Here is a 22,764-nt window from a genome sequence, read left to right as displayed (position 1 = left end):
CTGGCCCTGCCGTCGGTGCAGGGGCAGATGGAGGACCTCGCCGTGGATATGGGCTACTCCGCCGGGGTGCTGGCGATTTTCTATAAGGTCGCCATCGGCTCGGGCATCGCCCCGCTGGTGATTTTTATGGGCGTCGGGGCGATGACCGACTTCGGCCCGCTGCTGGCCAACCCGCGGACCCTGCTGCTGGGGGCGGCGGCGCAGTTCGGCATCTTCGCCACGGTGCTGGGGGCGCTGACGCTGAACTACTTCGGCATCATCAGCTTCACCCTGCCGCAGGCGGCGGCCATCGGCATCATCGGCGGCGCGGACGGCCCGACGGCGATTTACCTCTCCGGGAAACTGGCGCCGGAATTACTCGGTGCCATCGCGGTGGCGGCGTACTCGTATATGGCGCTGGTGCCGTTAATCCAGCCGCCGATTATGAAGGCGCTGACCAGCGAGAAGGAGCGGAAAATCCGCATGGTGCAGCTGCGCACGGTGAGTAAGCGGGAAAAAATCCTCTTCCCGGCGGTGCTGTTGCTGCTGGTGGCGCTGCTGCTGCCGGACGCGGCGCCGCTGCTGGGGATGTTCTGCTTCGGCAACCTGATGCGCGAGAGCGGGGTGGTGGAGCGCCTGAGCGACACGGTACAGAACGGGCTGATAAATATCGTGACGATATTCCTCGGATTATCGGTGGGCGCGAAGCTGGTGGCGGACAAGTTCCTGCAGCCGCAGACGCTGGGGATACTGGTGCTGGGGGTGACAGCGTTCTGCGTGGGCACGGCGGCGGGCGTGCTGATGGCGAAGCTGCTGAACCTGTGCAGCCGGCACAAAATCAACCCGCTGATTGGCTCTGCCGGGGTGTCGGCGGTGCCGATGGCGGCAAGGGTGTCGAACAAGGTGGGGCTGGAGTCGGACGCGCAGAACTTCCTGCTGATGCACGCGATGGGGCCGAACGTGGCGGGGGTGATTGGCTCGGCGATTGCCGCCGGGGTGATGCTCAAGTACGTGCTGGCGATGTGAATCGTTACCTTTCCCCGGATTGCGCCGTAAACGGCTTATCCGGGCTACTGTATCGCAGACGGCTGTAAACCCGTAGCCCGGGATAAGGCGTCAGCCGCGACCCGGGGATCCTCCCGGAGGCGGCGCTTAACGCGCCTTGTCCGGGCTACCGGATCGCAGACGGCTGTAAACCCGTAGCCCGGGTAAGGCGTCAGCCGCAACCCGGGGATTTTCCCGGAGGCGGCGCTTAACGCGCCTTGTCCGGGCTACAGGATCGCAGACGGCTGTAAACCCGTAGATACTGTTATGCCATGCAAGCATTTTTCGTATGCAGTGTGGCATCGAACGGGCGTCCTGATTTCAGGACGCCGTATGCCACCTGGGCCAGTTTCCTCATCATCGCACCGATTATCAGCTTTGCATTTTTTCCGTTCTTTTCCAGCCGTTCCCTGAACACCCGACCCCATTCTGTTTTATACAGCGTCACCATCGCCGGCATATACAATGCACGACGCAGCGACACATGGCCCATTTTACTCATCCTGCTTACCCGCCTGATGCTGCTGCCTGACTCATGTTGCCGCGGCGTCAGACCCGCATACGCGGCGAACTGCCTCCCCTCCCTGAACCTGTCTTTCAGACCCACATAAGCCAGCAGCACCGCCGCGGTTTTGGGGCCGATGCCCGGGATACTGTCCAGCAGTTTGCGCCGGTGTTTCAGATCCGGGTCATCATCCGTCAGGTCTTTTATCTGCTTTTCAAGACGTTTCAGTTCCGTCTCCAGCCACAGCAGATGCATGTCTATGCTTGGCAACTGTACCTCACGCGCGCTTTCCCGCCGGTTCTGCTCCTGAACATGCATCTCCGTCAGCGCCTGATACCGCAGAACCAGCGCCCGCAGGGCGCGTTCAACCGGATGGGGAGCTTCCCATATCGGCGGGCGTTTCTCCCGGCAAAAATACGCCAGCTGGCGGGCATCCACCGTATCCGTTTTGCTGCGTATTCCCTGACTCTGGACGAACGCTTTGCTGAGCATCGGATTGATAACAGAGACCGGATACCCCGCATCAGAGAGATGAGTGGCGACATCTTCCATATACGTCCCGGTCGCTTCCATGCAGACATGGGCATGGATGACCTGATGTCCCCGCAACCAGCTGACGAGCTCGTCATGTCCTGTTGGGGTGTTGGCAAATTTCTTGCTGCGGTGACGGCCATCAGGCCGCAACATATCGACATCGAGTTTAGCTTTGGCCACATCAATGCCGATAAAGTGAATGTCGTTTTCCATGGTGTAACCATCCTTGCAAATGCGGGGTACCGGGTGAACCGGTCCATGATACTGTTCGGTTTGTCACTTGTGGATAGCGGTGGTCCGGTGCAGGCATCTACTGTACAGACTAAAAGTCTGAGCCCGGGTACGGCATCCGGACCACCACCAGAGAGAACTGGCCGGTTCTTTCTGGTTTTTTAATAATACAAGCCCGGGTAAGGCGTCAGCCGCGACCCGGGGATACGTAAAACGTCGTATTCCATCTGGATGTGTTCTGAAATCCATAAAACTGTGGGCCGATTCCGCGCCGTCGGTCGCTAAAAAAGAGAAAATGGCCTTTTGATGTCAATTCGCCCAATGTTTAGCCGAAAAATCACGCACTGGTTTGCCCGACGTTCGTTCCAGAACCGCATCTTCCTGTTGATCCTGTTTACCTCGACAATAGTGATGCTGGCGATGTCATGGTATCTCACCAGCATCACGGAAGAGCGTCTGCATTATCAGGTCGGCCAGCGCGCGCTGATCCAGGCGATGCAGATCTCCGCCATGCCTGAGCTGGTAGAGGCGGTCGAAAAGCACGATCTGGCGCGAATTAAAGCGCTTATCGACCCCATGCGATCGTTTTCCGATGCCACCTACATCACCGTCGGTGATGCAAAAGGCCAGCGTCTGTATCACGTGAATCCGGATGAGATCGGCAAATATATGGAAGGCGGAGACAGCGACGAAGCGCTGTATAACGCTAAAAGCTACGTGTCGGTGCGTAAAGGATCGCTCGGCTCTTCATTGCGCGGTAAGTCGCCGATCCAGGACAGCACCGGGAAAGTGATCGGCATCGTCTCGGTGGGCTACACCATCGAACAGTTAGAGAACTGGCTGAGTCTGCAAATCGGATCGCTGATGATCCCGATGGCGATCATGCTGCTCCTGCTGCTCTACTGCGCCCGACGCTTCTCGCTGCATATCAAAAAACAGATGCTGAATATGGAGCCGCAGCAGTTATCACAGCTGCTTATCCAGCAAAGCGTCTTGTTTGAATCGGTCTTTGAGGGACTGATAGCCATTGACTCTCACTACCGAATTACCGCCATCAACCAAACCGCAAGGAGATTATTAAACCTCAGCCAGCCGGAAACCATGCTGATTGGCAAAAGCATCAGCAGCGTGATCTCTCAGGAGACGTTCTTTTATGACGCGCCGCAGACAAATAAAAAAGACGAAATTGTCACCTTTAATCAGATCAAAGTTATCGCCAGCCGCATGGCCGTCACGCTCAATAGCGAGCCCCAGGGATGGGTCATTAGCTTTCGTAGTAAAGACGATATCAACACCCTGAGCCTGCAGCTCAGCCAGGTCCAGCAGTATGCGGATAACCTTCGCGCCGTGCAGCACGAGCACCGCAATTTGATCTCCACCATTGCCGGGCTACTGTTTTTGAAACGCTACGATAACGCGCTGGATCTCATTCAGCAGCAGTCTGAAAGCCACCAGAAAGTTCTCGATTTTATTGCCCGTAATTTTAAAGTGAACCATCTTGCCGGGCTGCTGATCGGCAAATATTACCGCGCCAAAGAGCTCGGATTAGAGCTGGTCTTCGATCCCGCCTGTCACGTGGAAACCCTCCCCTCATCGCTTTCGCATAATGAGTGGATCTCGATCGTCGGTAACCTGCTGGACAATGCCTACAATGCCGCCTTACGTCAGCCGGCAGGATCGAAGCAGATCGAGTGCCTGATCAACAGCGAGGGCGGCGAAGCGATCGTCGAGATCGCCGACCAGGGCTGCGGAATTGATGAATCGCTGCGCGATCGTATTTTTGAGCGCGGCGTCACCAGCAGCGACAGCGGCGATCACGGTATCGGGCTATGGCTGGTACGCAGCTACGTCGAGCAGGCGGGCGGCAATATCGTCGTCGACGACAACATCCCTTTTGGCACTATTTTTACTCTTTATATCCCCCTGACCCGAGATGAACACCATGGATAGCATCACAACTCTCATCGTTGAAGACGAACCTATGCTGGCGGAAATTCTGGTGGATACCATCAAGCAATTTCCCCAGTTCGAAGTCATTGGCATTGCGGATAAGCTGGAAAGCGCAAAAAAAATGCTTCGTCTCTATCAGCCCCAGCTGATTCTGTTGGATAACTTTTTGCCCGATGGCAAAGGCCTCGATTTGATCCGTCACGCCGTCAATATCAATTATAAAGGACGTATCATTTTCATCACCGCCGACAACCATATGGATACCATCAGCGAAGCCCTGCGGATGGGCGTTTTCGATTATCTGATTAAGCCGGTTCACTATCAGCGATTGCAGCATACGCTTGAGCGTTTTGCCCGCTATCGCAGCTCCCTGCGCTCGAGCGAGCAGGCGAGCCAGACCCACGTTGACGCCCTTTTCAATATTCAGGCCAAAGAGCACGCGGAAGCCGCCGGCACTGCCCTGCGCGGAATCGATGAAAGCACCTTTAACCGCGTATTACAGCTCTTCACCGACCCGGGGATCGTCCATACCGCAGACTCCCTTGCGCGTATCCTCGGCAGCAGCAAAACCACTGCCCGCCGCTACCTGGAGCAAGGGGTCAAAAACGATTTTCTTGAGGCCGAAATAAGCTACGGTAAAGTCGGCAGACCGGAGCGGATTTATCACGGCAAAAATAGTGAGCACGTTTAAGGATCGCGGAGATGCTTTGTTTAGCATGCATCTCCTTTTATTCGTTTACGCTATAGCGTAGCTAACAATCATCTGGCCTTTTTTCATCTTCACCTGGGTAATGACGACCTCTCCCAGTTCTGACAGGCTGGCCACGTGCGTGCCGCCGCAGGGATAGCTCGGCATATCGCCGAACCCGACCTTGCGCAGACCTTCGGCAAAAGAGATCCGACGCGGTAAATCCTCCGCCTGCCATCCTTCGATCTGCGCCAGCAGGGCGCTGGCTTCGGGCAGTGACGCGTTCGTCCCGGCGGCAAAGGTGATGCGCCCTTCTCCCGGCCAGTGATGCGCCTTAATCGGCCGCCAGCCAAAGCGCTCTCCGGCCTGGCCAATCAGGTGCCCGGCGGAATGTAGCCGGGCGTGCAGCCGTCTCGCGTCCTCGTCCACCCGGATCGCCACCTCGCCGGACGGTAGCGGCTGCGCAACAATATGCACGATGCTCTCGCCGCGCGCGGCAACGCTCTCGACCGCAAGCTCGCCAATCCAGCCGCGATCCGCCGGCTGTCCCCCGCCCTGCGGATGAAACAGCGTGCGGTCCAGCTCAATGGCATAGCGGCCGTCGGCTTCGCCCAGGCAGTTGACGACTCGCGCAGGGCATTCAGTGGCATCGCTGGTGTAATAAAGTCGTTCAGTCATGGTTGTCCTCCCCTTAGTCAGGACAGTATATTGATATTAACGACAGCGATAATCCCGCCGATCATCAATGCAATTTTGCTCTGGAAGCACAAATGAATCTGAACTTACTGCCCGATCTCGCCCTGTTCGTGCAGATTGTCGATCAGGGCAGCTTTTCCGCCGTCGCGCGCCAGACAGGCGCGACGCCTTCCGCCATTAGCCGCAGCGTCTCGCGGCTGGAGCAGGAAATGGGCTGCAAGCTGCTGCATCGCACCACGCGCAAGCTGCGCCTTAGCGATGCCGGGAAAACGGTGTATGAACATGCGCTGGAGATGCTGGACTCGGCGCGTCTGGCCATGGATTCCGCCGGCAGCGCCCAGGCGGTGCCGCAGGGTAAGCTCACGCTAAGCGTGCCGAAAGCCGTGGGACGGTTTGTCATTCATCCGCTGATGCTGGAGTTTTTTAGCCGCTACCCGAAGATCGACGTCTGTCTGCGCCTTGAGGATCGGGTTCTCGATTTTATCGATGACGGTATCGATCTGGCGCTGCGCATCACCCATACGCCCTCGCCGGGGCTGCACGGTAAGCCTTTGCTGTCCGTCAGCCATATCGTCTGTGCGACGCCCGGCTACCTGGCGCAATATGGCAGACCGCGAACGCCGCAGGATCTGCGCGAACATAGCTGTATCAGCCTTGGGGAAACGCCCGCCGATTCGCGCTGGAAGTTTCGCCGCGACGGCAAAACGGAGACTATCCAGACCCACGGTCGTTACGCGGCAAACCACACCGCCGTACGCCTTGATGCCGTCAAGCAAAATCTGGGTATCGGCAGCCTGCCGTTGTTTACCGCCCGTGAGGCGCTGGCGAACGGCGAGATTGTGCAGGTTTTACCGGAATGGGAGTTTATCAGCCGCTATTCCGGCCAGCTCTGGCTACTGTGGTCGGGCAATAAGCACATGCCCGCCAGAATGCGGGCAATGATTGATTATCTTAGCGAGAAGATGAAGCCGACTGCAGGCAGCACAGCCATAGCGCAACGTTCGAAAATCACGGATAAGCCGCTATGAATAAAAACGGGGATGCTATATCACCCCCGTTTATTACCTTAATGAGGACTATCGTTTACTGATGGTGGGAAGTTAAGCGTGATTTATTATAATTAATCAGGCTTCCTGCCTTAATAATCTCCCGCTCTGATGAGGTCAGGCCCTCCATGTAAAGCGCGATCTCTTTTATGGGGCGCTCGCGGCTAATGACAAACGCGGTAATATGACCCAGCTCGCTGTCTAAGGCGGATTTTATGCCCGGAATAAAGATAAAATCCCCCACTTCAAATTCGGGTAAGGCTTTCATTTGCAGCGGCAGCATTCCCCAGTTAATCACATTCGAACGATAACGTTTCGTGGCGTATTCCTGCGCAATATTTGCCAGCCCCCCCAGCACGCGCTGGCAGCTGGCCGCTTGTTCTCGTGCTGAACCATCGCCCGGTTTTATCGCATAAACCATACTACCTATTTCCGTCTGCTGCAGGGTGACGCTCTCCTGTCCCGGCAGCTGGCGGATTTGGGTAAAGATGTCCTCAAGTTCAGGATGCAGCCTGCAAGGATTGTCCCCCGCGACGCGCAATTGTTCCAGAGCGGCAATCTCCTTACTGCGGCCAACATAGCCCGGATCGCGCCGTGAGAGGGTAAACTCCGCCAGTCCTGAGGGGTTAGAGCGAAATGATGAGGTTTCTCCCGATGGGATAAGCTCGTCAGTAGTCGTCACCGGATCCATGATTTTAGAGGTAACGTTTAAGAGAATATTTTCCGTTAACTCACTCATTTCCGGCCAGTCTTTTATATTGGGTCCATAAATCAGCGATTGCTGGGATGCGCCTTTAATAAAGCCTTGATAGACACGGTTTTTATAGGGTGAAGCGTCAAATTCATATTGCGGTATGTTCTCCCAGCAATCGAGCTCTGACGCCGAGGTCAGAATACCACCGTTGGCAGCCGTCGCCGCAATTGAGCGGGCATCCATCAGCGCGACAGCCGACATTTGCCCATTTCCGGGTTTTGAACCTTCCCGGTTTGGGAAATTGCGCGTTGTATGGCGAATGCTCAATCCATTATGCATAGGCGTGTCGCCTGCGCCAAAGCAGGGCCCACAAAATGCGGTACGCATAATCGCGCCAGCGCTTAATAAATCGGTCGTTATCCCTTTTTTGGTCAGATCCATCAGCACCGGCTGGGATGAGGGATATATCGAGAGAGAGAAAACGTTGTCGCCGCAGGAGTGATGCTTTAAGGCATTTGCCGCTTCAACTACGTTGACGTAATTCCCGCCGGCACAACCGGCAATAATTCCCTGCTGGATCCGGAGCTTACCCTTTTCGACTTTATCCAGCAGGGAGAGTTTTGCGCGCCCAAGCGAAATTTTTTCGGATTCCATTTCGACTTCATGCAAAATATCCGGCAAGTTCTCCTTCAGCGTATCAATTTCATAGACGTTGGCGGGATGAAAAGGTAAGGCGATCATCGGCTTGATAGCGCTTAAATTGACTTCTATACAACCATCGTAATAAGCCATATCGGATGCTGAGAGCGAACAATAGTCTTGCTCCCTGCCATGAACGCGCAAGTAGCTTCGAGTCTCTTCATCGGTTTGCCAGATAGACGATAAGCAGGTGGTCTCCGTCGTCATGACATCAACACTGTTGCGGAAATCGGTAGACATTGTCGCCACCCCCGGTCCCACAAACTCCATTATCTTGTTTTTCACATAACCGCGCCGGAACACTGCGCCAATTATCGCCAGGGCAATATCCTGAGGCCCCACGCCAGGGCTGGGTTTACCTGTCAAATACACCGCAACAACCTCGGGATAATCAATATCCCAGGTCCCTCCCAGCAGTTGCTTAACTAACTCGCCGCCCCCCTCGCCGACGGCCATCGTCCCTAAAGCGCCATAGCGGGTATGGCTGTCCGAGCCCAGCACCATCTTGCCACCGCCGGCCATCATCTCGCGCATATATTGATGAATAACGGAAATATGCGGCGGAACATAAATCCCGCCGTACTTTCTGGCCGAAGATAAACCGAATATATGATCATCACTATTAATGGTACCGCCGACCGCACATAGCGAATTATGACAATTAGTTAATACGTAAGGCAGTGGAAAACGCTGCATTCCAGACGCTTTAGCGGTTTGGATTATCCCCACAAATGTAATATCGTGTGAGGCCATACAATCAAATTTTATTTTTAACTTGCGGTGATCGCCTGAAGTATTATGGGCGGAGAGGATCGACCACGAAATCGTGCCTTTACGCGCCTCCTGCTTGTCCACCGGGAAGGAAGGATGACCAACAGGGATAATACCATGCTGGTGTGATATACATACTCCATGGTCATACAGTTTTATCATGACATATATCCTTATATAAAAAACAAGGTCTGACAGAATAGCAACGTTTTTTAATCACTACCGTTATCGGCTAATAAAATGGAAAAAACACAGGCAATAAAATAAAGCTGACGATTACCGATATAACAATAAGCGGCAATCCGGTTTTAACGTAATCAATAAACTTATAGCCGCCCGCAGAAAAAATCATCATATTGGCGGGCGTACCCACAGGGGTTGCATACGCACACGAGCAGCCAATAACTATAGCCATTAATACCGCCCGGGGATCGGCCCCCATCGAATGCGCAATAGATAGACCAATCGGCATTAATAAAGCGGCGGTTGCCGTATTGGACATGAAGTTTGTTAACACACAGGAGATGAGCAATACCGCGCTTAAAAGTAAGAAGGGGGAAGCGTGATTACCCAGTTGTTCAATCATTGCACGCGCCATGATCGCACCAGCGCCGGTGGTTTCCAGCGCTTTTGCTAGTGCCAGCGTTCCGCCGAACAGGAAAATGGTCTGTGAATCGATGGCCTGGTATGCCTGTTTTTCAGTAATCACCCGGGTGACAATCAGCGTTAAAGCACCAATTGAGCCAACAATAGCAATCGGCAATCCAATCTGTTCTTCGAAAATCATGCCGGATACGGTTACGATTAGTACCGACAGCGCAATCACCTGCTTGTATTTCGGGCACGCTATCTTGCGCATACTTTCAGCGCGTTGCTGGTGTAGCGTACTTTTTTGCGGTAATAGTCGGTAGCCTATCGTGACAAAATAGAGAATACCGCAAGCCAGCATCGGAATACCCAGCTTAGCATATTCAAAAAAACCAAAACGTTGGCCAACCTGCTCCAGCGCCGACTGCGCAATCAGATTTCCTGGGGAACCGATAAGCGACAAATTTCCCCCCAACGCAGAGGCAAAGGCCAGGGGCATAAGCAGACGTGACTGGGCATAACCTGATTTTATCGCTGCGCCGATCACAACAGGTATTAACACTGCAGCCGTCCCGGTATTCGATAAAAATCCAGAAAGGGTCCCACACACTAACATAATAATGACTATCAGCTGTTTTTCTGTACGCGCATAGCGTGTCACGATACCGCCAATTTTATCGGTTACGCCGGTTTCGAATAAAGCCCCGCCTACCACAAACATAGCCACAAATAAAATAACATTCTGATTAATAAAACCTGCAAAAGCAGTTTTGACATCGAAGACCCCGGTGACAACCAGAGTAATACAAACTATCATGGCAGTTACAGCTAATGGTATTTTTTCCCAAACGAACATGACGATCGAAAAAACCAATAGCGACAACGTAATCGTAACTGGAGACATAAATATATTGCACCTCACCTTGTTAAAGGTCATATAATAATATTTGCGATCATGTGAGTTTTTTCATACTTAAATCATTAAACTCCAGGTAAGATAATAACCACATGGCAATGGCATCATCTACAATTGTCCTGGGCATCAACCGATGCCCAGAGATTCACGGCATTCTTTCTCAGTAACGACTTAAATCATCCCGGATGATATGAGTATTTCCCACCACCATACCCCGAGGGTGATGTGCAAGAGGAATGTCAGTACCGCCAGTATTCCACCTATAATCCACCAGGATTTGATATCGTTATAACCCACACCAAAAATAACTGGTCCCGCCGCGCCACCATAGTGAGTGACCATTCCGCCATAAGAATTGCTGAATAATAGCGCGAGTGCGGTGAGGGTTATCGGTGCGCCAGATACATTCGCCAGCATGGCAAAGACCGGAACCATAGCGACGATATAAGCGCTTCCCGAGGCGAAGAAATAACGAACCAGTATGCTCAAGGCGACAATAACAATAAAGGCTATATTACCGTGACCATCAAATTAAATATTATTTTTTAATAAATCAGCCAGCCACACGAAAAAGCCAACTTTTGATAATAACGAGCTTAAGCCAATAATCCCACCGTACCAAATGAGCGTATTCCAGCCGCCTTTATTTTTTATCACATCATCCCAGGTTACGATTTTCAGCACTAACATCAAGGCCATGACGCAGATAGCAACGGTTGACTCATTAACCCCCAGGGCGCTGCTGAACACCCAACCGCCCAGTGCCAGAACAAAGAGGCAAGAGAGCATCTTTTCACGCAGGGTCATGGGTCCCAAAGCTTCGATGCCCGTTTTGGCGATCTTTTTATTATCAACCCGCTTTAATTCCGGCGGATAAAGCTTGTAGGTAATCAGCGGCGTCAGCAGCAGCATAATGATACCAGGTAATCCTGCGGCCAGCGCCCAGCCACCCCAGCTTAATTTGATGTGGCAGATATCTTCAATCATCTTCAGCGCAAGAATATTGCCGGCCATTGCGGTAAAGAACATATAGCTGGTTGTTTTCGTCACCATATAGATGTTCAACATAAGATAGTGACCAACTCGCTTTGCGCTGTGCTCCGGCTCCGAGCCAAGGGCGACTGCGACGCTATTAATGATCGGTAAAACAATCCCCCCAGCACGTGCTGTATTCGATGGCGTTGCGGGGGCCAGGATCAGGTCAAGGAAGGCGGTTACATAGCCAAGGCCCAACGTTGTACTACCAATTTTTCCGATAAGAAAATAAGCAATTCTTTTACCTAGCCCGGTAATAACAAAAGCTGCACTCAGAGTAAATGCGGAGAAAACTAACCAGGTGGTGCCGGATGAATATCCGCTTAATACGCTGGCGGCTTTTACCGAACCATCACCCAGATTGCCGGTGACCACCATTGATGCGGCGACGGCAATCAGCAGTACCACAGGCTCTGAAAAGGGTTTAATGACTAACCCCACAATGGCTGCCAGATAAATGCCTGATAAAACCCAGGCAAGTGTTGATAATCCTTGCGGTGCCGGGAATAAACTCATGAGTAACGGTATTGCTATTATAACCAGCAGCTTCCATAACTTATTCTTTTGCATTTCCATTCCTTAGCTGTACTCAATATTTAAGGATGCTTGTGGAACGCATTCACATAGCTCCCCGCCTCAATCCACGGTAATTTTTCGTTAAGGAGGGGACTCGGTATTTAGTCGGCAATATAAACCGAGCCGGAAAGAATCTTCCGTGCCGTGCGAATAACAGAGGCGCGGATCGCTTCAGGGGCTTCGGTCGTATTACTTAAGTCGACCGCAATACTCCCGCTGGGGTGCTCGATTTTAACGATGCCATCACCAGACAATTTCGTCAGTTCATTAGCAATCGTTCCCGGAATAATACATGCACTCGCCAGGCCGATAGCGCCGGTAATCGCCAACGATTTATGGCAACTGTGGGGCATAAAATATCGAACATTTAAATTTCCGCCGCTAAGCGCAGGAGAAATCAGAACCGGTTTCGGGATAACCATATTTGTCACATCGCCAAACCCCATCGCCTTTCCCGCTTGTCGACGAATAGACTCCAGCGATTCTAAAAGCGCTGTGTCCCGGTCTAATTCGCAGGCAGATTCATAACCGGTTTTTCCCAGGCTCTGAGCTGGAATCACGACCATCGGCATTGCCATGTCAATACAGGTGACTTGCGCATTATCAAATACGTCCAGCCGATTCCCGGTAGGGAAAAGCTGGCCGGATTTTGCACCCGCAGAATTCAAAAAGGTTAATGCAACCGGTGCGGCACGGCCGGGAACGCCGTCTATCTGCGTATCGCCGTCGTAGATAACCTTTACCTCAGGCGTTTGAATGTCAGCCTCAATAAAAGTATTGGTGTTCACATTCCTTATGCGCACTCTCGTGACCGGAGAATCCGCTTTAATTAACCCCTGTTCTATTGCGAATCCCCCTACAGCACACAGCATATTACCGCAGTTCGGCGTGGTATCGACCCGCCGTTCGTTGACGATAACCTGAACAAACAGATAATCAATGTCCGCTTTTTCACTAACAGATCGACTAATAATGGCCACTTTGCTGGTTTGTGGGCTTCCACCGCCAATTCCGTCAATTTCCAGCTCATGGCCCGATCCCATGATGGATAACAGGAAGTCATTACGTTGGTTAATATCCCTAGGTAAATCATCCGCTAATAAAAAGGCGCCTTTGGATGTTCCACCACGCATTAATACACAGGGAATGCTCTTCATAGCAAGTTCCTCACCCGATAAAACATAGAAGAATTAAACGAAATGCCTTGTGAATTTAATTTGCTTTATGCTGTTTAAGTTTTTTATTTACTTAATTCACCTGCTACATCATTCACGCCAGGCATTTTACAAATTCATTCTACTTGCAAGATTTTTACCGGTTGATAAAATTTCGCCATAAGAGTTATTCCTGCCAGGAATTAATAAAAGTGCCATTGCCGATTAATAATCACTTGTCATCTACTTAGAGAAACACTTATTAGGCCCTACGGAGCAATAATGAAAAATGAACTATCCGGGATGAAAGCCTTTGTCACCGTTGCAGAGCTAGGCTCTTTTAGTAAAGCCGCCGAACAATTAAATCTTACGCAACCGGCATTAACTAAGAAGATAAAAAAAATAGAGAGTAATCTGGATATTGCGCTGTTCGAACGAACGACGCGAAAGATTGCGCTGACGCAAGCCGGGAAAATGCTTCTCCCAAGAGCTAAATCTTTGATCTCCGGCCTTGATGCGGCAATATTTGACCTCAACGATTTAACGTCTCAATTGCATGATACGGTTACGCTATCCTGCATTCCTACTGCCGTATTTTATTTTTTACCGCGCGCTATCGTGCAATTTAATCAAAGCTACCCCAACATTAAAGTACGAATTTATGAACAAGGTATTGAAACCTGTATGGACTCGGTACGAAAAGGCGATGTTGATTTTGGTATAAACATGAACTTCATCACACATCCGGATATCGATTTCATTCCCCTGGTGAACGAGCCTTTTGTTCTGGCCTGCCGGCAAGATCATCCTCTGGCAACCAGGAAACTGGTCGAATGGCGGGAGCTTGTTAGCCAGACGTTAATCGGCGTCAGGAAATCAAGCGGCAATAGACAGTTGATCGAGAAATGCCTGGCGGATCAACCCTGGCAGCTGAGCTGGTTTTATGAAGTCAGACATTTGTCGACCTCGCTCGGCCTTGTCGAAGCAGGCCTCGGAGTCTCGGCACTCCCCTGTCTGGCAATGCCCCAAAGCGGAGGGAGCGCCGTGGTGAGCGTCCCGCTTGTGGAGCCGGTCATCAGACGCACGCTGGGTATGATTCGCGTTAAAAACAGGCCTCTTTCCGCAGCGGCAGAGCGCTTAGCTTCCCTGCTACTGATGATGTGGACGGATGAAGCGGGCACGCTCTGGCGCAACGTCGTGGATTCAACGCAGAAAACCTGAAAGCCATACCGGCCGCTTCATCGCCAGATTAGGGCGCTAAAGCAATCACCTCCGCTGCCCAGCGCTGAAAACCTTCTACATCCAGAGCCAGCGCCACCTGCACGTTTGCCGGTTGGCCCAGTTTGCCTTCGATATCGACCACCGTCGTTCCCGAAGTCCAGGTTCCCTGGGTTTCTACCGTCACAAAACAGGGCTTGAGGGTGAAGAGCTGCGGACGAACCAGCCAGGCAATCGCGCACAGGTCATGCATACGCAGGCCGCTGCTCATGCTCCCGCTCCGGTAGTGGCTAAATAGCGCATGCAGCATCTTCCCGGTCTGATTCAGCGTCGGTAGCGTAGCAAGGTAGTCCGGAGCCAGCATCGCCTCGTTGGTGACATCCAGCCCGCACATCACAATCTCCAGCCCGCTATGGAAAACTTTCGCCGCCGCTTCCGGGTCGATAGCGATATTGAACTCCGCATTCGGCGTAAAGTTACCGCGCCCGGCGGAACCGCCCATGATAAACAGCCGACGGATATTAAAGCGGCATTCGGGATACTGGGTCAGCAGAAGCGCGATATTGGTTAGCGGGCCAATCGCCACCAGGGTCATCGGCTCCGGAGCGTGCATCAGCGCATCGCGGATCGCCTGAAATGCCGGTTTTGCCAGCGGCTGACGGTTATGTTCCACGAAATCGTAGCCTTCCATCCCGGACTCGCCGTGTACGGAGGCGGCGTCGCGCAGCGGGCGGACCAGCGGCATAGAGGCGCCTTGAGCCAACGGAACATCGGCGTTCCAGAAATGCAGGAGCTGCAGGGCGTTGCGGGTGGTTTTCTCCACGGATACGTTCCCCGCTACCGTGGTCATCAGCTGTAGGTCCAGCTCGGGAGCGAACAGCGCCGCGGCAATCGCTGCGGCGTCATCAATGCCGGGATCGGTATCCAGAATGATAGGTAAGCGCATAGTTTCTCCATAAAAAATGCCAGACGTTAAGCCTGGCATCTTCCCATACTGCGGGGAAAAAGAACTTACTCTACTTCACGGACGTCTACGCGCAGCTCTTTCGGCACTTCGAAAACAATGTTCTCTTCACGGCCTTCCAGCGGCACAGCTTCGCCGCCGCCCAGCTCCTGCAAACGCGAAATCACGTTCTGTACCAGAATATCCGGCGCCGATGCGCCTGCGGTTACGCCGACGCAGGTTGCGTCTTTCACCCAGGCTTCCTGGATATCGGTCGCATCATCGATCAGATAGGCAGCTTTCCCCATCCGCTGGGCCAGTTCGGCCAGACGGTTAGAGTTCGAGGAGTTCTTCGACCCCACCACCAGCACTACGTCAGCCTGCCCGGCCAGCGCGCGGACGGCCTCTTGCCGGTTTGTCGTCGCATAGCAGATATCATCTTTGCGCGGCCCGACGATTTTCGGGAACCGTTCGCGCAGGGCGTCAATCACGTCGGAGGTATCATCAACGGAGAGCGTCGTCTGAGTCATAAACGACAGCTTAGCGTCGTTTTTCACATCCAGCTTCCAGACGTCATTCGGCGATTCCACCAGGTACATCCCCCCCTGCGGGTTACTGTACTGGCCCATGGTGCCTTCAACTTCCGGGTGACCGGCGTGACCAATCAGGATCGACTCTTCCCCCCGACGGCTGGCGCGAGCAACTTCCATATGGACTTTGGTCACCAGCGGGCAGGTAGCGTCAAAAACCGTCAGATCGCGGCTTTTCGCCTCGTTGCGTACGGCCTGAGAGACGCCGTGGGCGGAGAAAATCAGGATCGCGCCGTCCGGCACTTCGCTAATCTGCTCGATAAAAATAGCGCCGCGTTGACGCAGGCTGTCGACAACATAGCGGTTGTGCACGACTTCATGACGCACGTAGATCGGCGCGCCATATAGCGTCAGCGCGTTTTCAACAATGCTGATAGCGCGGTCAACGCCTGCGCAGAAGCCGCGCGGGTTAGCCAACAGAATCTGCATGTTACCCCTCCAGCGCCGGATCGATCTCCAGCACTTCAACATCAAAATGAACGGTACGCCCGGCCAGCGGATGGTTGAAATCAACGGTAATCGAATCGCCGTTTACTTCACGGATCACGCCGGGCATTTCGCTGCCATCCATTGCGGTAAAGAGCATAATCGCGCCGACTTCCGGCTCGCCCGCATCGATAAATTCCCGACGCGAGAAATATTGGATCAGGTCCGGGCTCGGTACGCCAAACGCGGCGTCCGGTTCCAGCGAAAAGGTGGTTTTATCCCCCTCTTTTAGCCCCAGCAGATGCTGTTCCAGACCTTCAGACAGGGAAGTATCGCCCAGACGAAAGAGCGCCGGTTTACCGTTGTTGCGGGTTGACTCTGCGGTGGAGCCATCGTCGAGCTTTAAGGTGAAGTGCACCAGCACCGCACTGTTGCTCTGTACTGATTTAGACATGCAGGTTGCTCACTAGTTTTGTCCGGTGACGCTGGCGCTGAACGGGCCTACGGAGAACGTAGACCCGTGCAAGCGTCGCGCCGCCCGGCGGGTATTGTTACGCCTGTTTCTTCGCAGCCGCGTTCGGCAAGAAGCCTTCCAGCACAATCAGCGCCGCGCCGATACAAATAGCGGTATCGGCAAGGTTGAAGGTGGCGAAATGCCAGTCCCCGACGTAGAAATCGATCATATCGACGACAAAACCATGCCAAAGCCTGTCGAATAAATTGCCCAACGCGCCGCCAATAATCAGCGCATAGGCAATGTTATTCAGCTTTTGCGTCGCCTTAGAGCGATACATCAGCACCGCAAGGATCACGCAGATACCGATAGCGATACCGGCGAAGAACCAGCGCTGCCAGCCGCCACTGTCGGCGAGGAAGCTAAAGGCCGCGCCATAGTTACGCGCATAATGCAGATTAAGCGATGGGAACAGCGATACCGTATCCCCCAGAGCGAAGTTCTGGAGGATCAGGAATTTGCTGCCTAAATCGATAATCAGCACGGCTACGACGACCCAGAGCCAGCGTAGCCCCGTTGAACTAATCGGTTTACTCATCAGGCAAATTTACGTTTTTCGCCGTCACCGGCGATGTTGCTGACACAGCGTCCGCAGATATCCGCGTGTTCCGCCACCTTGCCGATGTCCGTCGTGTAATGCCAGCAGCGCGGGCACTTATCACCTTCGGCTTTGCTCAGCACGACTTTCAGGCCTTTCAGCAGCTCACTCTGCCATGCGTCGGCCGGAGCCTGCGCATAATCGGCAACTTTCGCTCCTGAGGTCAACAGGACAAATCGCAATTCGTCGCCCAGCGCGTTGAGCTTCGCCGCGAGATCGGCGTCGGCATACAGCGTTACCGCCGCTTCCAGAGAGCCCCCCACCTGCTTGTCAGCACGCGCCTGTTCGATAACCTTGTTGACTTCGCCGCGCACTTTCAGCAACTCGTCCCAGAAACCATCGTTCATCGCTTCGTCGTCGGCCAGGCCAAACAGACCGGTGTACCATTCGCCGGTAAAGACGTATTTCTCGCGGTCGCCCGGCAGGTAACCCCAGATTTCGTCAGCGGTAAAGGACATGATCGGCGCCATCCAGCGTACCAGCGCTTCGGCAATGTGATACAGCGCGGTCTGGCAGCTACGGCGCGCGACGCTGTCCGCCTTGGTGGTGTACTGACGGTCTTTAATGATATCAAGCCAGAACGAACCCATTTCGATGGAGCAGAAGCGCATCAGACGCTGCACGACTTCGTGGAAATCGTAAGATTCATAGGCTTTGACGATATCGTCCTGCGCCGCTTGCGCGCAGCCTACTGCCCAGCGGTCCAGCACGACCATCTCTTCCGGTTTCACCATATCTTTAGCTGGATCGAAACCATTGAGGTTCGCCAGCAGGAAGCGCGCGGTGTTACGGATACGACGATAGCTGTCGGCGGCGCGTTTAAGGATCTCGTCGGAGACCGCCATTTCGCCAGTGTAGTCGGTGGAAGCCACCCACAGACGCAGAATATCCGCGCCCAGTTTGTTCATCACGTCCTGCGGAGAGACGGTGTTGCCGATAGACTTGGACATCTTGCGGCCCTGGCCATCAACGGTAAAGCCGTGGGTCAGTACCTGGCGGTAAGGCGCTTTGCCCTTCATCGCGGTAGAGATCATCAGGGATGACATGAACCAGCCGCGGTGCTGGTCAGAACCTTCGAGATACATATCGGCGGCGTGACCGGCAAATTCCGGACGCACGTCAACAACGGAGGAGTGGGTCGATCCGGAGTCAAACCACACGTCCAGCGTATCCGGCACCTTCTCATAGCTATCGGCATCGGCGCCGAGGATGTCGCGGGAATCGAGATCCCACCACGCCTGAATGCCGTCGATCTCAACGCGTTTCGCCACTTCTTCCATCAGTTCGAGAGTACGCGGATGCAGCTCCTGCGTCTCTTTATGCACGAACAGCGACATCGGTACGCCCCAGGTACGCTGACGGGAAATACACCAGTCAGGACGGTTGGCGACCATCGATTCAATACGCGCCTGGCCCCAGTCAGGGATCCACTGCACGCCTTTGATTTCGGCAAGCGACTGCGCGCGCAGGCCTTTCTGATCCATGCTCACGAACCACTGCGGCGTGGCGCGGAAGATGATCGGCGTTTTGTGACGCCAGCAGCACGGGTAGCTGTGCTGCATTTTCTCTACGTGCAGCAGCGCGCCTTTTTCAGACAGCAGCGCAACGACAATATCGTTGGCTTTAAACACGTTTACGCCATCCAGCGTCGGGTAAGTTCCCGGCAGATAGGCGCCGTCCGGACCCACCGGGTTAGCGACTTCCAGGCCATATTTTTGACCGATGACATAGTCATCCGGGCCGTGGCCTGGCGCGGTATGTACCGCACCGGTACCCGCGTCCAGAGTGACGTGATCGCCCAGGATCGCCGGGACGTCGAAATCGAGGAACGGATGCTTAAAGCGCATCAGCTCCAGCTCGGCGCCGTTTACCACCGCAAGGATGGTGTAATCAGCAATGCCGGCGCGTTTCATGACGCTGTCGACCAGATCTTTCGCCAGGATCAGCGCCTGGCCGTCAACCTGCACCAGCGCATAGTCAAACTCCGGGGACAGGGAGATGGCGCGGTTCGCTGGCAGGGTCCACGGGGTGGTGGTCCAGATAACCAGAGAAACCGGACCGTTAACGTCGGCCACGCCGAATTTCGCCAGCACCGCCGCTTTATCGGTCGCGTGGAACGCCACGTCGATGGACGGAGAAGTTTTGTCGTAATACTCAACTTCCGCTTCCGCCAGCGCGGAACGGCAGTCTACGCACCAGTGCACCGGCTTAGCGCCTTTGTGCAGGTGGCCGTTGCCGATGATTTTACCCAGCGCGCGGATGATGTTGGCTTCCGTTTTGAAGTCCATGGTCAGGTACGGGTGCGACCAGTCGCCGAGCACGCCCAGACGGATAAAGTCTTTGCGCTGCCCGTCAACCTGGGTGGCGGCATATTCGCGGCACTTGGCGCGGAACTCGGCGGCGGTGAATTTCTCGCCCGGCTTGCCGTATTCCTGCTCTACCTTCAGCTCGATTGGCAGACCGTGACAGTCCCAGCCCGGTACGTACGGAGAGTCATAGCCCGCCAGCCCTTTGGACTTAACGATAATGTCTTTCAGAATCTTGTTAACCGAGTGACCAATATGAATGCTGCCATTCGCATAAGGAGGGCCATCATGCAGAATGAAGGTTTTTTTGCCTTTTTTGGCTGCACGAATGATGCCGTACAGGTCATCATCGGTCCAACGCGCCAGCATTCCCGGTTCACGCTTGGCGAGGTCGCCGCGCATCGGGAACCCTGTTTCCGGCAAATTCAGGGTCGATTTATAGTCACTCATCAGATTCTCGGTTCCGTATTTCGGTTTGATAAACACCGTCAGGGTTATGCCTGCCCGGTTAGCCCAAAGAAGTCGCGGGCCGTTAACTCATCACGTGCGATTTGCGCTTTTAGCTCATCAAGCGACGCAAATCGCTGCTCGTTACGTATTTTTTTACGCAGTATTACATCTATATGGCGACCGTAGAGGTCCATTACAACATCCAGGAGATGGACTTCCAGCTGCTGACGCACGCCGGACACCGTTGGACGAGTACCAATGTTGGCGACGCCCATAAAAGGTTTGTCGCCAAGCCCTGTCACTTCTACCGCATAGACCCCTTTAACCGGGGAAACCTGACGACGCAGCGGTAAATTCGCCGTCGGGAAACCTATTGTGCGCCCGAGTTCATCACCGTGCACAACGCGGCCGGAGATGGTAAACGGATGCCCCAGCAGCGTCTCCGCCAGGGGCAGATCGTCGTCTGCCAGCGCCTGGCGCACCGCGGTGCTGCTGATGCGCACGCCGCCTTCACAGAAGGTTTGGGTGCTGGTGACGTCAAAGCCGTACTCCACGCCGGCTTTTTGTAATAACAAGAAATCCCCCTGGCGACCTGCGCCAAAGCGGAAATCATCGCCAACGGCGAGGAACTGAACGCCCAGCTGGCGGACCAGCAGTTCGCTGATAAAGTCCTGGGCGGTCAATGCCGCGAAGCGCCGATCGAAACGCACGCACAGGACGTAATCGACGCCGCTTTCAGCCAGATAGTTCAGCTTCTCACGCAGGCGCGTTAAACGTGCCGGCGCTTTATCGGCGGCAAAAAGCTCAAGCGGCTGCGGCTCAAAAATCATCACCACCACCGGTAAGCCACGCTGGCGACCTTCTGCGCGCAAACGCTGCAATAATGCCTGGTGCCCGCGATGCACGCCGTCAAAATTTCCAATGGTCAGCACGCACCCGTGCGGGGCCTGACTGAGATTATGTATGCCGCGTATCAGCTTCATGTCTGGCTCAAAACAGTGAAAATCGTCCGAGTATACCTTGTACAACTGGCGACGTTAACCAGCGATTGCACCTCTTCACCGAAAGATCCCGGGAATTCATTCACTCAGCGCGAGATTGCGGGAAAATCTCTCCGGCGTCGTCGATTTTTATGGTTGAAAGGCTGTATTCGCCTGCAACAAGCTGGTAGAATCTTGCGCCATCACTACGTAATGAAGCGTTGTTCGTTTAAACGACGCTTATTTGCACAAATCCATTGACAAAAGAAGGCTAAACGGGCATTCTCCTCGGCCTTTGAATTGTCCATATAGAACACATTTGGGAGTTGGACCTTGGCTAATATCAAATCAGCTAAGAAGCGCGCCGTTCAGTCTGAAAAGGCCCGCAAGCACAACGCTAGCCGTCGCTCTATGATGCGTACTTTCATCAAGAAAGTATACGCAGCTATCGAAGCTGGCGACAAAGCTACTGCACTGAAAGCATTTAACGAAATGCAACCAATCGTGGACCGTCAGGCTGCTAAAGGTCTGATCCACAAAAACAAAGCTGCGCGTCATAAAGCAAACCTGACCGCTCAGATCAACAAACTGGCTTAATCGTCTGCTTGTTGTCGCTTTGTAAAAAAACCCGCGAAAGCGGGTTTTTTTATGTCTGTCGTCTATCGCTCAAAGCGGCAACCATCGCGCTTCTGGCAACTATTGCTTTGCCGAACCGCCAGAAACAGCGCTGTCCTGGGCCTGCGGCGGCGTAAAGAGCGCCGAATAGTCGCGATGACAAATACGCTGCACCGCCGGATGCTGGATCATTCGTTCAGCGAAGATCGCGTGATACTCTTCCATGACGTTGTCCATCCGTCCGATCTCAACTATCGACTCATCGCTATAGAAATCATGCGCATACAGCGTCGGGGCAACGAATATCGCATTATGCGCCGCGCCGAAGGCTTTCATCAACGCCGCATCGTCAAACTCGCCGAGGATTTCCACCTGCAATCCCTGCGAGTTAAACCAGTTGAGCAGCTTGCGCCCTAACATCGAACGACGGCCAGGGATCAGTAAGCGACGCTCTTCCAGACAGGCCGGGAACGGCTTTTTCGGCGGCGGATTCATGCACCAGAAGCTGACGCTGCATTCGCCAATTTTCACTGAAAACAGCCCTTCCTGCTGGGTTGAATCAATAGGGCAGTCGGAAATAATCATATCGAGCTTATGCTGGCTAAGCTGCTCCAGCAGCATTTCGTGGGTCGATTCGAAACAGCGTAAATGGATCTGTTCGTTATCGACAACGGCAGCATCCAGTACCCCGCTCACCAACCTTTTCGACAGCGCGTCCGCGACGCCGACGTCAAACAGCAGATTCGACTCTTTACGATAGTTAACGATATCGAGCATTTCCTGGCTCAGCGTAAACATGCGATCCGCATAGCGGAAAACCAACTCGCCTAATTCGCTGGGCTCCAGCCCTCTTCCTTTTCGCTTGAACAACTTCCCCTGCAGGCGCTCTTCCAGCGCCTTAATTTGCCCGGTAATGGTCTGCGGCGTCAGGAACAGCGCTTCCGCCGCGCCAACAACGGAGCCTTCTTTATAGACATGCCAGAAGTAGTACAGATGGTTGTAGTTGATATGCGACATG

General features: G+C 53.8%; 18 protein-coding genes and 1 pseudogene. 6 read left to right on the top strand and 13 right to left on the bottom strand.

Annotation, left to right across the window (positions count from 1 at the left end; translation table 11 throughout):
* A partial coding sequence (locus tag IAE27_RS09465; RefSeq protein WP_200092338.1) for a sodium ion-translocating decarboxylase subunit beta occupies positions 1-1,005 on the top strand: 1,005 nt, incomplete at its 5' end.
* A gap of 283 nt (positions 1,006-1,288) precedes the next feature.
* On the opposite strand, the gene IAE27_RS09460 is transcribed toward IAE27_RS09465, so the two are convergent.
* Entirely contained in the window at positions 1,289-2,275 is a 987-nt protein-coding gene (locus tag IAE27_RS09460) for a transposase (protein WP_115239579.1), read from the bottom strand.
* Between the two features lie 339 nt (positions 2,276-2,614).
* Here IAE27_RS09460 and IAE27_RS09455 point away from each other — a divergent pair, with 339 nt between their 5' ends.
* A complete protein-coding gene (locus tag IAE27_RS09455) occupies positions 2,615-4,243 on the top strand; it encodes a sensor histidine kinase (protein WP_108704214.1) in 1,629 nt (542 codons plus the stop codon).
* Complete coding sequence (locus IAE27_RS09450) at positions 4,236-4,934, top strand: response regulator (RefSeq protein ID WP_004108295.1); 699 nt, start codon at positions 4,236-4,238, stop codon at positions 4,932-4,934. Before IAE27_RS09455 ends, IAE27_RS09450 begins: the two co-directional genes overlap by 8 nt.
* Positions 4,935-4,979: 45 nt before the next feature.
* Here the strand turns inward: IAE27_RS09450 and IAE27_RS09445 are convergent, their stop codons facing one another.
* Positions 4,980-5,609 (bottom strand): hypothetical protein, encoded by a 630-nt coding sequence (locus tag IAE27_RS09445; protein ID WP_108704215.1) that lies wholly within the window; start codon positions 5,607-5,609, stop codon positions 4,980-4,982.
* A gap of 92 nt (positions 5,610-5,701) precedes the next feature.
* Here IAE27_RS09445 and IAE27_RS09440 point away from each other — a divergent pair, with 92 nt between their 5' ends.
* Positions 5,702-6,655: a LysR family transcriptional regulator gene (locus IAE27_RS09440; protein ID WP_004110488.1), complete on the top strand. Its 954-nt coding sequence runs from the start codon at positions 5,702-5,704 to the stop codon at positions 6,653-6,655.
* Positions 6,656-6,710: 55 nt separating this feature from the next.
* Here IAE27_RS09440 and IAE27_RS09435 read toward each other — a convergent pair whose 3' ends face one another.
* From IAE27_RS09435 to IAE27_RS09420, 4 genes and pseudogenes are all read right to left on the bottom strand, one after another.
* Positions 6,711-8,999 carry a hydratase gene (locus IAE27_RS09435; RefSeq protein ID WP_200092336.1) on the bottom strand — a complete coding sequence of 763 codons (2,289 nt, stop codon included), beginning with the start codon at positions 8,997-8,999 and terminating at the stop codon, positions 6,711-6,713.
* 70 nt (positions 9,000-9,069) lie between these two features.
* Entirely contained in the window at positions 9,070-10,329 is a 1,260-nt protein-coding gene (locus tag IAE27_RS09430; RefSeq protein ID WP_064356518.1) for an SLC13 family permease, read from the bottom strand.
* 183 nt (positions 10,330-10,512) lie between these two features.
* Positions 10,513-11,946, bottom strand: a pseudogene (locus IAE27_RS09425) (anion permease).
* A gap of 107 nt (positions 11,947-12,053) precedes the next feature.
* The gene (locus IAE27_RS09420; protein ID WP_200092334.1) at positions 12,054-13,109 is read right to left on the bottom strand and encodes a 4-oxalomesaconate tautomerase; all 1,056 of its coding nucleotides are present in this window, start codon (positions 13,107-13,109) and stop codon (positions 12,054-12,056) included.
* 279 nt (positions 13,110-13,388) lie between these two features.
* On the opposite strand from IAE27_RS09420, the gene IAE27_RS09415 reads away from it, so the two are divergent.
* Positions 13,389-14,327, top strand: coding sequence for a LysR family transcriptional regulator (locus tag IAE27_RS09415; protein WP_070557718.1), 939 nt, complete (start codon positions 13,389-13,391; stop codon positions 14,325-14,327).
* Positions 14,328-14,355: 28 nt separating this feature from the next.
* Here the strand turns inward: IAE27_RS09415 and rihC are convergent, their stop codons facing one another.
* The 6 genes from rihC to ribF all read right to left on the bottom strand — a co-directional run bounded on the left by rihC (position 14,356) and on the right by ribF (position 21,134).
* Positions 14,356-15,270: a ribonucleoside hydrolase RihC gene (gene rihC, locus IAE27_RS09410; RefSeq protein ID WP_200092322.1), complete on the bottom strand. Its 915-nt coding sequence runs from the start codon at positions 15,268-15,270 to the stop codon at positions 14,356-14,358.
* A gap of 65 nt (positions 15,271-15,335) precedes the next feature.
* Positions 15,336-16,286, bottom strand: a complete 951-nt coding sequence (gene ispH / locus IAE27_RS09405; RefSeq protein WP_004108315.1) for a 4-hydroxy-3-methylbut-2-enyl diphosphate reductase — start codon at positions 16,284-16,286, stop codon at positions 15,336-15,338.
* Between the two features lies 1 nt (position 16,287).
* Positions 16,288-16,737 (bottom strand): FKBP-type peptidyl-prolyl cis-trans isomerase, encoded by a 450-nt coding sequence (fkpB, locus tag IAE27_RS09400; RefSeq protein ID WP_004098486.1) that lies wholly within the window; start codon positions 16,735-16,737, stop codon positions 16,288-16,290.
* 97 nt (positions 16,738-16,834) lie between these two features.
* A complete protein-coding gene (lspA, locus tag IAE27_RS09395) occupies positions 16,835-17,335 on the bottom strand; it encodes a signal peptidase II (protein ID WP_004108317.1) in 501 nt (166 codons plus the stop codon).
* Positions 17,335-20,151 (bottom strand): isoleucine--tRNA ligase, encoded by a 2,817-nt coding sequence (ileS, locus tag IAE27_RS09390; RefSeq protein WP_024273713.1) that lies wholly within the window; start codon positions 20,149-20,151, stop codon positions 17,335-17,337. Before ileS ends, lspA begins: the two co-directional genes overlap by 1 nt.
* Before the next feature lie 44 nt (positions 20,152-20,195).
* Positions 20,196-21,134, bottom strand: a complete 939-nt coding sequence (gene ribF / locus IAE27_RS09385) for a bifunctional riboflavin kinase/FAD synthetase (RefSeq protein ID WP_004108323.1) — start codon at positions 21,132-21,134, stop codon at positions 20,196-20,198.
* 330 nt (positions 21,135-21,464) lie between these two features.
* On the opposite strand from ribF, the gene rpsT reads away from it, so the two are divergent.
* Positions 21,465-21,728, top strand: a complete 264-nt coding sequence (gene rpsT, locus IAE27_RS09380) for a 30S ribosomal protein S20 (protein ID WP_003018940.1) — start codon at positions 21,465-21,467, stop codon at positions 21,726-21,728.
* Between the two features lie 99 nt (positions 21,729-21,827).
* On the opposite strand, the gene nhaR is transcribed toward rpsT, so the two are convergent.
* A complete protein-coding gene (gene nhaR, locus IAE27_RS09375; RefSeq protein WP_004108338.1) occupies positions 21,828-22,763 on the bottom strand; it encodes a transcriptional activator NhaR in 936 nt (311 codons plus the stop codon).
* Position 22,764 lies beyond the last annotated feature (1 nt).

The sequence above is a fragment of the Klebsiella sp. S69 genome (assembly GCF_016516145.1).
Classification (GTDB): Bacteria; Pseudomonadota; Gammaproteobacteria; order Enterobacterales; family Enterobacteriaceae; genus Klebsiella; species Klebsiella oxytoca.
The sequence above is the reverse complement of the archived record's forward strand: the minus strand, read 5'-3'. Positions and strand labels throughout refer to the sequence as shown.